The organism is Parerythrobacter jejuensis, from assembly GCF_039536765.1.
Classification (GTDB): Bacteria; Pseudomonadota; Alphaproteobacteria; order Sphingomonadales; family Sphingomonadaceae; genus Parerythrobacter; species Parerythrobacter jejuensis.
In genome coordinates, this window is the sequence record NZ_BAAAZF010000001.1 from 1486863 (window position 1) to 1503322 (window position 16460).

Sequence of the window (16460 nt, forward strand, 5' to 3'; positions counted from 1 at the left end):
CCATACTCTCCTCAGGCAACCGGCTCTGGCGTGCTTGTCTCTTCCAGTTTGACGATGTCAAAGCTGCTCAGCGCAATGCGCAATGGTACTTCATCCACCGATATCACCGAGAGTTGAGGAATGGTGCGCTGGGCCAGCCGCACCATTGCCCGGCGAATCGGCCCGGCACACAGCAACACGGGATTGCGACCCTGGCGCATCATCGTGTCGACCTTGGGCGCAATCGATTTGAGCAATTGCTCTGCCAGTTTGGGATCGGCGGCAATCAGGTTCTCAGCCCCGCCCTCGCCCAATTGGCTGACGATACGGTTTTCCACCCGCGGATCGAGGCTCAGCACGGCCAGATCGCCATGATGCCCACGCAAGGCAGCGCAGATCGAAACCGAGAGACTCTGGCGAATTTTCTCGCTGAGGATAGTCGGATCGCGTTCCTGCCGGCCAACATCGACCAGCGTTTCCAGGATGATGTCGATATTGGCAATAGAGACACGTTCCTGCAGCAGGTTCTGAAGAACCCGCTGGACATCCGAAGCCGTCATCACATTGGGCACCAGTTCTTCTATCAGGCCGGGTTGGCGTGCCCGCACCTGATCGAGCAATTCAACTGTCGCAGCACGAGTCAGCAGGGCCGGAATTTCGGACTTGATGACTTCGTTCAGATGCGTCGTCATCACGGTCTCGGGATCGATCACGCTATATCCGCTCTCGCGCGCCTGTTCAGCCCGCCCCGGTTCGATCCAGACCCCCTCCAGACCAAAGGCCGGATCCTTGCCCGGAATGCCATCCAGCGGCTCGGCCTGGTCGCTCTGGCGCAGCGCCAGCAACCGATCTGGATGGATCTGGCCCACACCATAGGGATCCTTGTGAATGGCAATCTGGTAGTCGAGACCGCCAAGCCCGTCACCCTCGGCAATGCTGACCTTGGGGTGTGAGAAGCCGAAGCTGCGCTCGATTGTCTTGCGCTGGGTCGCGATGCGATCGAGCAACAGCGGCTGGCGCTCTTTCCATGCATCCATCAATTCGGTGCCAAGCTTGATTTCGATTGCCTGCCCTTCGGCAACCGATCCCTTGTCCGTTGCCTCGTCTTCCACATCGCCTTCCAGCGCAGCGAGCTTCTTCGCATTGCGGATACGCACCCACGCCACCAGCGCCACGACACCGACAATAGCGATCGGCCATTTGGGCATGCCCGGCAGCAACATCAGGCCCAGCAGGATACCGGCGACAATCAACGGGATGCGCGGCACGCTGGAGAGCTGGCTGAAGATTTCCATGCTCAGCTGGCGATCAGCCGAAGAGCGGGTCACGATGATACCCGTAGCAACCGCGATAATCAGGGCCGGCAGCTGGGTCGCGATGCCATCACCGATGGTCAGCAGGGTGAAACGCTGCATCGCCTCGCCCCAGCTCATGCCCATTTGCGCCACGCCCACGATCAGCCCGGCGATGATATTGATCAGCAGGATGATGATCCCGGCAATCGCATCGCCTTTCACAAACTTGCTGGCCCCGTCCATCGAACCATAGAAGGACGCTTCCTTCTCCAGTTCCTGCCGCCGTGCCTGCGCCTCTTCCTGGTCGATCAGGCCGAGATTGAGGTCAGCATCGATGCTCATCTGCTGACCCGGCATGGAATCGAGCGTGAAGCGCGCGGCCACTTCGGAAACGCGCTGCGCACCACTCGTCACCACGATATACTGCACGACGACCAGGATCACGAAAACCACCAGGCCGATCACGAAATTGCCCTGCATGGCGTAGGAGCCGATCGAATCAATCACATCACCGGCATAAGCTTCGGTAAGGATCAACCGGGTCGAGGCGACATTAAGCGACAGTCGGAACAGCGTCGCCACCAGCAGGATCGAAGGGAAGGTCGAGAATTCCACCGGTTTGGCGACGTAAAAGGTCAGCAGCAGGATCGTGAAGCCAAGCCCGAAATTCACGATGATCGCGAAATCGAGCAAGGTCGGCGGGATCGGCGAGAACAGGATCGCGATGATCAGCAAAGTGCCGAACACCAGGAACAGATCCTTGTTTCCTGCGAACATCTTCTGGATCATCGCGACTTATCCTTCAACGGCGGCTTGGCCATCGGCAACCGGGGCCGCAGGCGGGTTAGCAAGCGCGCGGTAAAGCCGCGCAACTTCGTGATAGTGATCGGGCCGGATCGGGCCGCCCGATGAACATTCGGCATAGAGTTTGCGCGCGAGCGGCGGATTGGGCACGACGGGGACCGCGTGGAGCCGTGCCTTGCGCTTCATCAGCTGGGCGAAATGATTGCGTCCCTTCACCCGGACTTCGGGCGCGCTCATGGTCTTGGCGTCGTAGCGCAGGGCAACCGCATAATGCTCCGGATTGACGACCAGCAGGTCCGATCCGGGCAGCTTGCCCAGCCCTTCGCTTTGCTCGCGCATCTGCTGGTGAATTTCCTTGCGCTTTTGCTTGAAACGCGGCTCGCCTTCGCGATCCTTGGTTTCACGCGTCAGCTCGCGCCGGCTCATCCGCATCTGTTTGTGAAATTCACGGCGGACGATGATCTGGTCGATCACCATGAAAACAAAGGCGAAGCCGATGAACACCATCAGCAGGCGCGCGCCGCTTTGTTCCATCGCCCGGACCAGCCATTGCGCATCGACCAGGCGCACACCCCAGGTCTCCAGCGCTGCGTAACCGATAAAGCCGGCTGCAGTGCAGTAGGTGAAGAACTTGGTGATGTTCTTCAGGGTTTCCTTGAGCATCTTCATCGAGAAGATCTTCTTCAGGCCCTTGGCGGGGTTGAGCTTCTTGAAGTCGGGCTTGAGCGGATGGGTGGACCATACGAACCCGCGCAGCTGCAGAATCTCCAGCGTAATCAGCACGATCATGATCACCGCGCCCAGGATCACGAGCGGCTGGAATGCGCCCCAATAGGTTTCGGCGACCACACCCAGCGCTTCCATCGGATCGCCGCGGCCGGTGATCCCCGCGGCAAAGCTATACCGCATGATGTCGGCCAGATTGCCGAAGAACGTCTCGCCCATGAACATCGCCACGCCTGCCACCGCGATCAGGCTGCCAACGAAGCCAAGGTCCATTCCGCGCGCAACCTGCCCCTTTTCTCGCGCCTTCTTCAGCTTGAACGGGGTTGGTTCCTCGGTTTTGTTCTGCTCCTGGCCTTCCTCGCTCATGCCGCGACCCCCCAGAAGGTTGCCGGTTCGGTCACGGCCATTCGCATCAGGCGCAGGAACAGTGCCCCGGCAAAGGCAATCGCGATCGGCAGGGTGACAATCATCACCATCGCCTTGGCCTGGAAGCCGAGCAGAAGGACATTCATCTGCGGCAGAGTGCGGCTGAGGAAGGCAACCACCAGGTCGGTCAGGAAGATGGCCAGCATCGCCGCCCCGACCAGACCGATGGCGAGGAAGAACACGCTGGCGAGATAGGCCCCGACCGCCGCCATATCGGGCCTGACCACGCCATACCCGACGGGTAGCGTCTCGACCGAGGCCAACCACAGCGCCAGCAGATCATATTGCGCGCCGGTGGCGAAGAAGATCATCGCGGCGGTGTAAGCCAGGATCGTGCCGGCCAGCGGGATTTGCGCATTGGTGGTCGGGTCCGCCAGCATCGCAAGGCCGAAGCCGGCCTGGATATCGAGCGCGCGGCCCGCCCACAGGATTGCCGCAAAGGCCAGTTGCAGGCCGAGCGCGATGGCAATGCCAAGCACCAGCTCGCCCAGGATCAGGCCGGGCAGGCTCTCGCCCGCAATTTGCGCGCTGGTCAATTCAGGGCGCGCCGCGACAACCCAGAAAGCGAGGCCGATCGCCAGTAAGACACGGATGGTGGCGGGGACGCGCAGCAGGGTGAAGGGGTGCGCAAAAGCCAGCGCAGGGGCAAGCCGCAAGGCTACGAGCAGGCTCGCAATCCAGATGTCGACGAAGCTGGCCATCCCCCCGATGCCCCAGCTACTGCGCGAGCGCGGGTATGGTCAGGTAGAGATCGCGCGCAAAGCTGGTCAGCCGCGAGATCATCCACGGGCCCAGGATGATCAGCATCAACCCGGCAGTGACGATCTTGGGCACGTAGCTAAGCGTGATTTCCTGGATTTGCGTGGCGACCTGGAAGATCGACACGGTCAGCCCCACCAGCAAGGTGGCCAGCATGACCGGCCCCGCAATCACGGCGGCCGCCCACAGCATATCGTTCATAAAATCTAACGCGCGATCCGGCGTCATGGCTGCGACCCCATAACATCCCCCTATGTCAAGCAAGGCCGGTTATGGGTGGGGCCGTCGCGATTCTACAAGGCGGGGCGTGGCACTATGTGGGCAGGTTTGTGGATAAGGTGGGGAGGAAGAGGGATCCTGTTTGCCGCAAACGCCTCCGCGCTCGCGATGTCCTCGCACCGGCGGTGCTGCGGGCGCCCGGTCAGGCTAGCGGCGCTGCGCGCCGTACTCCGCGCCAAAGCCAGAAGATGGGGAGGCGGCAGCCAGCGAGCGACTCCTCGCCGCCCGGTAGGGCGAAGCCATGCGATGCGAACGCATCGCGCCCGGCGTTTGGGGGGCCCAACAAACAGTGGAACACCAACCGCGCGCTTCAAAACTGTGACTTTCCGAAACTTCGCCTGTGTAACTGCGGGTTATCCCACCACTGCAAAGCCAAAGTGTGACTTTCGAGTGCGGGTCTCCAGCAGGGGATCGACTGTGCGAAAGAGCTAGGAAGAACCTAGCAAACACTGCACCTCTAGGACGTGTTCAGGCATCAAGCCGCGAGCCAGATACTACCTACTCAATTAGATTCATCTCATAGAAAATCCGGTCAAATCCTGGATTATCCGCCGAAGCGTTGAGCCTAACATAATCTGTGTGACCAGACTGATCAAAAATCGAGATTTTGCGACAGATTGTATGGGTCACAGTCTGCCGATGGATCGCGCTTTTCGGATTCATCCTCTCGATGGTCGCGATCAATTGATCAATTTCTATTGTCGCCGATTCTGCGGAAATTTTCGGAGATCCATCGCCGCTAATACTGAGTTCGTTCCACGCGTTGCCGCCCTTTAGGAATGACCGTTCCTCAATTCCGAGGTCACCAGAAACAGCCGCATAGATCATCCTATCATAGAGCGGATACTCTCGGCTTCTCACTATCTCTGCTGCCATTTTCTTTAGGGGCGTATCGGCAATAGCATCACACAAATAAGCATTCTTTGCGCTCTGAAAATCAACAGTCGGCCCACACGAGCAAGACATCGAGAGAGCAGCTAGCGTCGCTAAATGTTTTAGCCCTTCCACTTTATCAGCTCCGCTCTCCTCGATGCATCTTCATATGTGTCAACTATTCCCAAAATTCCGTTGTACTCGGCTCTTATATAACCAGCTCCGCCAAGTACTCGCATATTATTTGTTATTCTCAGCGCGATAATCTCACGTGATGCTGAAGAGTTGATTGGCTCCAATTTCGAGTGCCTCGGGTACGGGACCGGCGACTTGAAGTAGGCTGTATCGTCCCAAGCATGAACCAATTCGTGTGCAAAAGCGTATAAGGGGTCAAACATACCGCTAGTCGAGACACGACCTGTAGCGCTTTCAAACTTCACCGGCGCCTCTAGTCTTGAAGTTCCCGCTGCAATATAGCCATATCCGCCGCTCTTCAATCCGGACCTAGTAGCAACGCTCCTGCTAGTGCCAAATTGAGGGAGCTTATCTGTCTCAAACACGCGTGTCACGTCGCCGTCCTCCGCCAGACCTCTTAAGATGGCTCGACCCTGCCTATTTCCAGACAGCGTTCTGATGTAGGATTTTATTGTTTCAGTGTATTCTGCGGTGCCAGCAATATTGAAGCTGGCAGACTTGCCATCGCTAAACCTTAAATTATATCGACGCACACCATATTTCTTTGCATGTCTCCCATAATCCGCAATCAGCTCGGCATCAGTGCTAAATTCGCCACTTGGCAATGCACCCTGCACACCCGCGGATGTGGATTGATCGCTTACGAAGTCTAGCTCATTTTGACGCGCTAGAGAAACCTCAGCATCGACAGTTCTTAGCTCCTCTTCCAGGTCAACCTCGACCAGCTCATACTCCAGCTCTACGTCTCTGGAGATTGGGCTTTCGGTCAGCATCTGTCGCGGGCGAGAAACCCCGATGGTCGCCATTGCGAATATGGCATTCGCGATAACGTCAGGAATTGCCGCCAAGACATTCCTGCCAAAATTTGATCCTTCAACCGCGCTCCTGGTCGCGGCATTTGCGATCAGAGAAGCGCTGCTGGTTCCGAGGTGCGCGAGATGGTTGTTCCATGAATTATCTCTGCTCAGGCCTGACAGTTTCCCGCCTGCCTGATAACCAACGGCAGCCCCTACTCCGGCTGCGGCCACGCCGGCCCAGCTAAAGTTACTGCTGAGACCGGTTGCGGCACCCAGCCCTTGGCTCAGGCCACTGCTAACAGCGCCTCTCACACCTGCATCGACGATGCCGCTCTTGATGCCAAGCTTGCCCGCTTCAAAGGCACCGTTGTTACCAATACTGCCAAAGAGGCCACTCGAGCCAAGGCCGCCACTGATCCCGCCGCTAAGTGCGGCAAGGCCGACGCTCTTCCAGCTGAATTTCTCTTGGATACCTGTCGCAACGCCGATACCCTGACTTAGAACGGAACCCAGAGCGGCTGCAGCAGCACCCCCAATAGCTGCCCCGGCTGCGACCGCCATCGGCGCGATCGAAGCCAGAGTAGCTGCTGCGGCTGCAGCACCTGCTGACGCCGCAGCTGCAGCTGTCGCGCCTCCCGCAATGGCAGTGGCCTGAGCCGCTACGCCAGCGCCGGCCGCTGCTGCAGAAGCAGTCGATCCGGCAAAGGCATTGGCAAGGGCACCACTCAATGGCCCAGCAACAACAGCAACTACAGCAATCGCCACAACAGCCAGAATAATGGCACCCACGACCCCACATTTATTGCTGCCCTTCGGCGGTGTCGGAGTCCCTGGCTGCACATCGCCGATCTTCTCAGCCGGATCATACGGCGCGTGGGTGTTGGCGTTGTGCTGGTTGACCTGCACGCTGGCCGGCACCCGCAGTGTGCGGCCGGCGGCCAGGGTGCTGCCCGCCGATAGCCCGTTGGCCTCGGCCAGTTTGTACCACAGCGAGCTGTCGCCCCACAGCATCGCGGCGACCTGCTGCAGGCTCTCGCCGCCCTGGGCGCGGTAGGTACCGCTGCCCTGCTGGTGGGTCGAGCCGTTGACGGCGGTGTAGGCGAGCCCGAAATCGGCATGGACGGTGCCGTGCTCCGCCCCGCCACGATAGGGGCCGGGATCGTCAGGCCGATCTGCCACGCGGTCGGCAATCGATTGCGCATAATCGGTGTTGGTGGTGCCGTTATTGGTCACCTCGCCCATCCGCTTGCCGCCGAAATAGTACGACCGCAGCGCAGGTGTGTCGCCCTGGAAATTCACGCTCGATTCCGAACGCTGGAGGATCTCGCCGCCCATGGCGGTTTCATAATATTTGGTATGCGAGTTGTAGCCGCCGCCAGTGCCCACCAGCACGAGATGATCGTTGTTGTCGTAATGGTGAAAGGTGTTGGACTGGCCGTCACGGTTTTTCAGCTGGATGCGGTATTGCATCGCCGCATCGCCCCATTCGTACCAATAGCTGGTGTAGCTATCGGCCCAGCGGCCATCGGCGCTGTTGCCGGGGGCGGTGCCGGAATAATAGGTCGGGTTGTCCCAGCTGTTGTCGGTCAGCCAGTTCTTGGTTTCCGAGTGGTAGAGCATGGCGCCGGTGGAGGTGCCGCGCGACGCTGCCGAGCTGATGTCGGTCGGATTGCCGCCGGTTCCGTCGGCGGAATAGTGGTTCACCGTGTGGGTGAAGTGCCACTTGTTGTCGTTGGTCTGCGTCTTGGCGCGTTCGGAAATGACCTGGCCGCGCGCGTCGTAATACATCTCGTAACGAGTATGGGTGAGCGATCCCGACGCATCACGTTCGAGGTGCCCGGTGACCCTGCCCAGTGCGTCAAAGCTGGTGGTGGCGCGCTGGACATTGTTGATCCTGACTTCATCAAGTCGGCCAGCATTGTCGTAATTGTAGACTTCCTGCGCCTTGGTGCCTGTCTGCGCCGTCTTGCGATTGCCCGCCGCATCATAGGAAAGCTGGGTACCGGTCGTGCCGCGCACAATGGTCGACCCGTTGAGGCTCCCATCGGCCATCACCATCCGGTTCATTGTGTCATAGCGATACCACAAATCTTGCGTCGCAGTGCTGGGGAGGAAATTGCCGGTTGCCGACATGTTGCGGTAGGTGGTGTTGATGTTGCGGACATTGCCATTGGCATCATAGGTCCAGTTCTTGTCGACATTATGCTCGCCTGACACGGCATCATCATAATACCGCGTCATCCGGCCCAGGGCATCGTAGAAGGCATGCCCGTCCTGCAGGGTCTCGGTCGTGATCGTATAGACGATGGGCACCGGTATGGGCGCGAATGCATCATAGAACGGTTGATAGAGCATCAGCTGGAATTGGGCGTCGGTGTCGCCCTCTTGCGCATTCAGCCAGATGTTCTTCAGCTCGCTCAACGAGTGCGACATGAAATATGTGTCGTACCACTGGCCATTGCTGCCACCCAGGCCACCGCCATCGTCGCCCGGGAAGAACGGATCATCGACCAGCGGCGGGAATGGGTTGTCAGGGCCATCAGGTGGGCGCGTGGCCCATTCATCGTGTGCCGCTTCCATCGCAGACCAGTCATAGGGCGAGGTCGCGCGCCCTTTGCGGTTGACGACCTTCTCCACCGTGAGCTGGCCAAGCTCGTCATATTCATAGGTGGCCGTTTTGTTGTTCCAGCTGGTGTCGACAACTTCCTGCTGGCCCAGCAGGTGCTGTTTCAGCTTGCCAGTGTTGTAGTAGGTATAGCTGTTCTGGCGGACGGTATGGCCATACGAATTCGTGCTGGTTTCGGACGTGACACGGCCCGCAACGTCATAAGCGTAGAGATAGTCATTGCCGCGCAAATCCTGACGCCATGTCGTGCGACCGAACAGGTCCTGCTTGTTGATCGACTGCTTGCCGGTGGCATGGTCGGTAGTGGTCTCCCACCCGCCAAAATTGCCGACCGCGCTGGTGGTGCTGTCTTGTATCCAGGCATAGCTGGTTGTTGTCATGTCGCCGCCGAAGGCCCGGCTGGAGATGACGCGCCCCATCACATCATAGTCCGAGATCTCCCGATTGCTGGAGGTATAGACATTGTTCCAGTGGCTCAGCTGTTGGCCGTTCACGTCATAGGTGTAATTGTCTTGCAGATTGCTCCCGCGGTTCCAGGTCTGTGTGACCCGGCCCAGCTTGTCGAAAGTTTGCTCGATGGTCCTGTGGAGGAGCGTCCGCCCGTCAGCCTCGCTGATCAAGCGGCGGGCGTCGCCGTGACGATCGTATTTGGTCTCCTTTACCTCGTTATCGGCATGGATGACCCTGGTCACCAATCCTTCGCTGCCGTCAAAACCGGTGCCGGCGAGGTATTCCATCCGGGTCAAGTTGCCGTTGGCATCGCGCTGCGCGACCAGGCGACCGGCCAGATCATGATAGAAATGCTCGGTCGGGCGAGCGGTTGTCGCATTGGCCAGGGTGCCATTGGCATTCTCCTGCCGATAGCTGACCGCCGGGCTTTCGATCATTATGACCTTGCCCATCGTGTTGTAGGTGTAATCGATGCGCGCATCGTTCGCGTTGATTTCGTATGCGACCTCGCCAAAGGCGTTGTAGCCACGCTGCGAGCGCAGTTTCTGGCTGTGGATTGCAGTGCTCAGATCGCGGTCCTGCTCGTCAACGATCGTGGCCTGATTGCGCCCGTCATACTGGGTGTAGGTGGCATTCACGTCGTCGCGCGAAACCAGCGTCAGCGCAGAGGCAAATGTTCTGCTTGAAAGCTGGTAGCCGGCGCTGGTGATGGCTGCAGTCTGGTTGCCGTTGCCGTCGTAACCGAACAGTTTGTAGACGCCGTCACCGGCATTGGTTTTGACCAAGCGGCCGGCCCGGTCATAGGTGTTAATCTGCGTGGCAGCCGTGCCCAGCTGTACCGTCGCGACGTCGCCGAAGGCATTATAGGTCGTCGTGGTAACCGGGCTGACCGCAGTCCAGACGCCGTTCGAGGCCCTCGTGCCCTGGAGTTCGGACACAACCCGGCCCATGGAGTCATAGCTGCGCGAAACGCCCTCGACCCGCGAGACGTTGTAATAGTTCTTGCGGGTTATCCAGACTTCATTCTCGCGTCCGGCCGCATCATATCCATAATACCGGGTCTTCCCATCGGCGTCCGTCATGCTGGCCAGTTTCCCGCCGGTGTAGGTATAACTGGTCACCCGGTTGCTCGCGGATGTTTCGCCTAACGCGGTTGTGCTGGTGAGGTTGCCCAGCCCGTCATAGGCGTAATTGACGACAGGCGAGACCTCATCGTCGAGATAATTGTCAAAAGCGGCCCGCGTCTCGGTGGTGAGCCGTCCGCCATTGTCATAGGTATAGACCGTGTCGTTCCCGGCCACGGCTTCGGACTTCTGGATGACCTGGCCGAGGCCGTTATAGGTGTAATGCACGGAGGCGTGGGAACCGACTGGCGAAGTATGATCGCTGGTTTGCGGATCCCATACCTTTACATTCAATCGCGTTTCAGTGAGGCGGTTGCCCATCAGATCGTAAGTGTAGTCCGTCCGGCGCAGGTCTGCTCTACTTGGTAGGGTGGGAGTGCTTAAGGAAAGCGGCCCTGTGATCTTTTCCGCGTAGGCCATCTCGATGGTTACGTTGCCAACCGCATCGTAGATCCATCCCGTGGCGTGCTTCTCGGGATCAACCTGAAGGATCTTGCGGTTCATCACGTCATAATAGGCCCAGGTCTTGCCGCCATTCGGGTCGGTGGTCTTCACCACATTGCCATTGGCGTCATACTCGTAACGCGTGATCAATGTGCTGCTGGGCACGGCCGTCAGGTTGGTGCCGTCATAGGTATAGGAATTGACCGAATTGACCCGACTTTCGATCATCCGGTTGGCATCGTCATAGAAGAATTGGGTATGCCGGGAATCGCCGGTTGGGGTCGGGGCCTGCTCTTGCGATCCACCATCGGCCGGGCGGGGTAGTGTCTGCGAAGCCCAGACCCGTATCCGGGTCACATTGCCGATCTTGTCATATTCGTATGTGGTATAGGTCCCGGCAGCATTGATCTCGGTCGTCACCCGGTCGAGATCATCGTAAAAATAGACGGTTTTGCCGCCATCAGCGGCGACCTTGCTGGTCATGTTGCCACGACCATCATAGGTGTAGGTTTCCGTCGCGTGGCCGGTAAACATGTCCGTTATGGTGCTGATCAGGCGGCTTGCATCGTCATACACATAATCGGTGGCGTGCCATGTGCTCGAAGACGAGCCTAGCACGACCTCCTGCTTCATCTGCTTGACGTTGCCGCGGGAATCATAGGTGTAGGTCGTATCATAGCCATTGGCATCGACCATTTTGGTGACCCGGCCCAGCTTGTCATAGGTATAGTTGGTGATGTTGTTGGAGCCGCCGCCAATGGCACCGGTTTCCGACTTTCCATAGAGCCGAGTCCGGTTGCTATAGGCATCGTAGAGATAGCTTTCGACGAAGCCGCGCGCGTCGGTGGTCGAGGTAACCCGGCCCAGCTTGTCATAGGCAAAACTGGTTACAGCATTGCGCGCATCCGTTACCGTCGCGACTTCGCCGAACCGGTTATAGGTGTATTGCGTGGCGTGGCGCAGCGCGTCGTAGGTTTTGATCACCTGCCCACGGGTGTTGTACTCGTGCTCCGACGCGAGGACGTTCTTCGCATCCCAAGTCTTGGTGACTTCACCGAACGAGTTGTATTCGTAAGTGTTGGTCAGATTGACCGGCTGGCCGCTGGCATTGAGACCTACCCGGGTCTCTGTCTCGACCTGTCCCCGCTTATCATATGTGAAATCGACCGTGTGACCGTTTCCGTCAGAGATGCGGGTCTGGTTGCCGAGGCCATCAAATGTGTATTGCGTGATGCTGCTCTCTGTCTGTCCATTCGCTTGCTCGTGAAAAACCAGCCGGCCAGCCTTGTCGTAGACATACGCATCACGACTTCTATCGGTATAGTCGTTCGCATTCGAAAGCGAGCCATACGCACGATCGACGTATCTCAGCCTCCCTATGGCGTTATAGCTGTAATACGTTCTTGAACCGATGGCATCATATTCAGAATAGACCCGGCCCTGGGCATCATACTGTTTGATCGTCACGATAGAGCTGTTGTTCGCAGCAAGGCCAGCGACTTGCTGGATCGTGGTATCGTCAGTCACGGTGACTTTGTCCGCGTGCCGGCGCTCATGTGTAACCTGGCCGCCGCTATTGTAGGAATAGCTGCTCAGATATCCCTCGGCATCGACGCTGAAACGGACATTGCCACGCGCATCATGCCACGCACGCGAGGTGCGGTTGCCAGCGACCGTCTTGATGACATTGCCGGCATTGTCATAAGTGAAATAGGTGAACAGGCCTGAGCCGTCATAGACGCGATACAATCTGCCATCAGCGTCATAATAGTTTTGCGAAAAGCGATCTGTAGGTCCTGTTTCGACCTCAGCTTTTACCCCGGTATATGTCCAGTCAGAATGTGTGCCGTCCAGTGCTGCAGCAATCTGTGTCGTTCGTATGGGTTGGCCGCCGGCGGTATAGGTTATGGCCGTAACGAAGTTCGCACTGTCGATCTGATACCGCAAACGGCCAGCGCCATCATAAACGGATCGCATGGTGCGATTGGCGGCGTTGCCAATACCGACATTGCTGCGCAAAGTGTTGAAGCTTGCCGTCAACCAGTCAGAACGTGTTGTTGCATTGGCGTATTGGGTCTGCGCAACCGCCCGGCCAGCATGATCATAAGTGGTTTCGCTCAGGAAGCCTTCACCATCGAGCACCCCGCGAACATTGCCGTCACGGTCGTAGAAAGTTCGGGTGATGGCATCTCCCGCATGGTTCGCAATGCTGACCGGGCCGGATGGCCCGCCGGTGAGCCAGGCGGATGGAACGCTGACTTTGTTGAAATGGTTGCGTTGCAAGACCAGCCGGCCCGCATTGTCATAACTGTTGGCGATGATTTCGCCTTGCCCGTTGATCGTCTGCGAAACCCGCCCATTCGCGTCGTAGGTAGTCCAGGCCCGTACATCGTAGCCGTTGGACGACGGACGTATGGCCCCCATCAAGAGAGTATTGTCCGGGTTAGCCAACTGGTTGCGAACGCTCTGGCTCACCGCATTGAAGTAACTTGCGGTGCCGATCACGCGATTGGCGCTATCGTAGAAATATTCGGTAAGGCCGCCTGACGGATCGACCACACCTGTCTTGCGCCCTGCCCGGTCGTAAATGATATAGCTCGGCCCGCGTCCATCAAACATGTCCTGCGACACGCGCAGCCGACCCATCTTGTCGAACTTGTTCTGTGTTTCGGCAGTGAAGGAAAGCGATGCATCAGCCGTCGTGCGAATGACGCTCGGATCCGACAGGATGACAGCGGAATTCGCCGCCACTTGCCCAGTGCCGCCGATGTAGAAATAGGCGCCGATGCTCTGCGCAGTGTCGTAAGTGCGGGTTATCTCGACCGTGGTTGCCTCTGTCGCGGAAACCCCATCAATTTGCCAAAGGCCGCCAACGCTTTGAGACAGCTTTCCTGGGCCGTCGAGAATGATTGCCTGGGTTTTGGTGTCTTTGCTGGTTCCCCAGCCATTCGCTCCACCATGGAGGCCGAGGCGGTGCATGGTTTGCGCCCCCGATCCCATCATGGTGATTCTGTATTTCACGGTTTCGCCTGCTGCGACGCTATATCCCTTGTAGGTTGCGCCGTAGGGGCCCGCGACCGGCACGGTGTACTTGAAAGCGTCATTTCCGGCGATGGCCGGGGCCGTCGTCCGGTTGGCTCGAGCAACAGACCACGCAGACGAGAGTGATCCGGCCAGATTGCCGCTATTGGAGCCGACCGAGCTTTCGATCTCGCTAACCAGCTCGCCGGCAGTATTGTAGACCATGGTTCGCGTAAGGCCGCTCGACATCTGCATGACGGTGCGCGGGCCACTGCCATCACCCTCATCGTCGAAGAATATGCTGGTTGTGGAACCTGATGCATCGGACGAGCTGACCAGGCGGCCCATGCCGTCATAGACAAATTGCTCCTCGCCTTCGCCCTGGTTGTAGCGCGTGAGCAGGCGCCCTTCCTGATCATAGACAAAGTGCGTGCTGGTATAGCCGCCAAGCGCACCCGAACTGCTGGCAACGCCCGCCGTGGTCGCGCCACCATAGTTGATTGTCCGCGTCAGATTGCCGCGCGCATCGTAAATGTGCCGGATGCCTGCCCGCTGCGTTTTGTCGGACTGGTTAGCTGCAATCCAGGACGCGACGCCCGTCTCTGTTATAACGTCAGAGCCACCGGGATATTTCACATCGAGATAGCTGTATTCCCAAACGACCCGCCCGTAACTGTCATAGCGGTATTCGTAGATTCGTCCGTCATTGCTGACCCGGAAGCGCAAGTGGCCTTCGGAATCGTAGGCATAGCGGACATGTGATGCGGTATTGGCCGACGCCTCGCTGGAACCGTAGCTGCGCGTTTTGGTGAGGTTGTTTGTCGCATCATACCAGCTTTCGATATCGGTGCCGATCGGGCGATCAACCCTGGTGACATTGCCCCGGGCATCATAGGTATACTTCGTCACCTGTCCGTCCGGTGCAGTCGACTCCAGCAGGTTGCCGTCATCATCATATGCGAACGATTGCACCTGCGCAGGAGCGCCGGTATATTCTGGCGGCGCAGTAATTTGCGTCAGCCGTCGTTGGTGGCCTTCCGCCGCCCCCGTCTTCGACAGAACCGGGCCGCTGACCAGCAATTGCTGGCCATCGCGATAGCCACCGGGGTGATCGATATAGAAATTGGCCGCTGCGGTGTCGGCCTGCCCGTAGGTTCGGGTAATGCGGATGCGTGTGTCATCCGTCGTCGAGAGCCCGGAGACGGTGTAGAGCCCCCCAGTATATTGCGCGATCGAGCCCGGGCCGCTGATAATTTCGGCGGTCGTAGCGTCGTTGCCCCAATAATTGGCAGAACCATAAAGGCCGAGCGATTGCGAAGTTGCCGAGCCCTCGACCGCTTGCAGACTGACCTCGAAGGTCACGGTCTCACCTGCTGAAACCGCGCCGAGACCGCGCGAGACGCCCGACCAGCTCACACCAGGCGCCGTGGAGAATTTTGCCGTCGGGCTGCCATCGATGGAATCAACGACTTGCGAGGTTACGTAATTGGGATTGTGCCCCCATTCGATCGCTGCAGGCCGCCCGATATTGCCGCCGGCGAAATCGAGCCTGGTCTCCTGCCCGTTCGGAGCCTTCACGATCGTGTGATCGGCATTGTATGTCAGCTCGGTGACCCTGGTCGTGCCATCGCCAACATGTTCGGTCAGCTTGGTCACACGGCCTTGCGCATCATAGACCATATCCGTGCGCGATCCGTCCGACTGCGTGGCGCGAGTCACCCGGCCTGCGGAATCGTACAAATAGCTGATCGTATATCTGTGACCATCGGACGTGCCGCTCAATTCTGGCGACAAATCAATGGTGACCGTCGCCAGGCGACCATTGCCATCATAGGCATAGTAGGTGCCGATTTCGTTGACCACGACACCGTTGCGATCCGCGTGCGCACTCGTGATGGAGACGATCTTGTTGCCCGACCAATTGTAACGCAAATACTCCGAGCTGTTGGTCGTGATCTGGCTGAGCTTATCGCCGCTATAGGTGAATACCAACGCCTGGTTGTCACGATCAGCCTGTCTGGTGATCCGGAATTCGCCGGCATTATAGGGATCCGCAGTGTAGGTTTCGGTCGCCTGGGTCGAGCCATCGACCCACACCCAGGTGGTGCCGGTCTGCTGGTAAATCCGGTCATGCGACCCGGCCCCGTCAGTGGTCCAGTAAGACCACGTCCCGCCGCGGTTCTCGAAAGCGTAGGTGACGACCGACCCGTCGCCGGAAACACGCTTGATCGTGCTGCCGCTGGCATTCGCGGTCCCGGTCAGGCCGAACACACGCCGCGCAGTCGACATCTGCCATTTGTCGCCATTGTCCCGGTCGGACACTTCGGCAAGCGAATTGTACGTCCGCGAAATCCCGATATCGAGACTGCGGCCGGTGAGGAATTCATCGCGCCGCGAAATCAGCAGATTGCCCGTCGCTGCGTTGACCGAGATAGCTTCGCCAGCCCGGCCGGTCGAAGCCCCGCCAAGCGTTCCGGCCGAACCAAGGTCTGCGGCGGAACTGCGTGCCAGCCCAGCGCCAACACCTGTAAAAATAGCAGTCATTGAATATCCCTGTCGGATCGATCCCCGCGAGACATACGCCTCGCGCCTAGGGCTTAATCCGACGGAATTGGGGGGAGTTTAGGGCGCAGTATCAGGACCGAGCGAGAAGCATATTGAG

Annotated in this window: 6 protein-coding genes; all 6 read right to left on the reverse strand. The window is 58.6% G+C overall.

The genetic code is table 11. The features are described from left to right. Window positions 1-11 precede the first annotated feature (11 nt). Window positions 12-2063, reverse strand: coding sequence for a flagellar biosynthesis protein FlhA (locus ABD653_RS07385; protein ID WP_160778084.1), 2052 nt, complete (start codon window positions 2061-2063; stop codon window positions 12-14). A gap of 6 nt (window positions 2064-2069) precedes the next feature. Continuing rightward, complete coding sequence (locus ABD653_RS07390) at window positions 2070-3170, reverse strand: EscU/YscU/HrcU family type III secretion system export apparatus switch protein (RefSeq protein ID WP_160778085.1); 1101 nt, start codon at window positions 3168-3170, stop codon at window positions 2070-2072. After that, entirely contained in the window at window positions 3167-3931 is a 765-nt protein-coding gene (locus ABD653_RS07395) for a flagellar biosynthetic protein FliR (RefSeq protein WP_160778086.1), read from the reverse strand. The genes ABD653_RS07390 and ABD653_RS07395 overlap by 4 nt, the downstream gene beginning before the upstream one ends. Window positions 3932-3947: 16 nt before the next feature. Beyond that, complete coding sequence (gene fliQ, locus ABD653_RS07400; RefSeq protein ID WP_160778087.1) at window positions 3948-4217, reverse strand: flagellar biosynthesis protein FliQ; 270 nt, start codon at window positions 4215-4217, stop codon at window positions 3948-3950. A 549-nt stretch (window positions 4218-4766) separates the two neighbouring features. Continuing rightward, window positions 4767-5276 (reverse strand): hypothetical protein, encoded by a 510-nt coding sequence (locus ABD653_RS07405; protein WP_160778088.1) that lies wholly within the window; start codon window positions 5274-5276, stop codon window positions 4767-4769. After that, entirely contained in the window at window positions 5264-16342 is an 11079-nt protein-coding gene (locus tag ABD653_RS07410) for an RHS repeat protein (RefSeq protein WP_160778089.1), read from the reverse strand. Before ABD653_RS07410 ends, ABD653_RS07405 begins: the two co-directional genes overlap by 13 nt. Window positions 16343-16460: the final 118 nt, after the last annotated feature.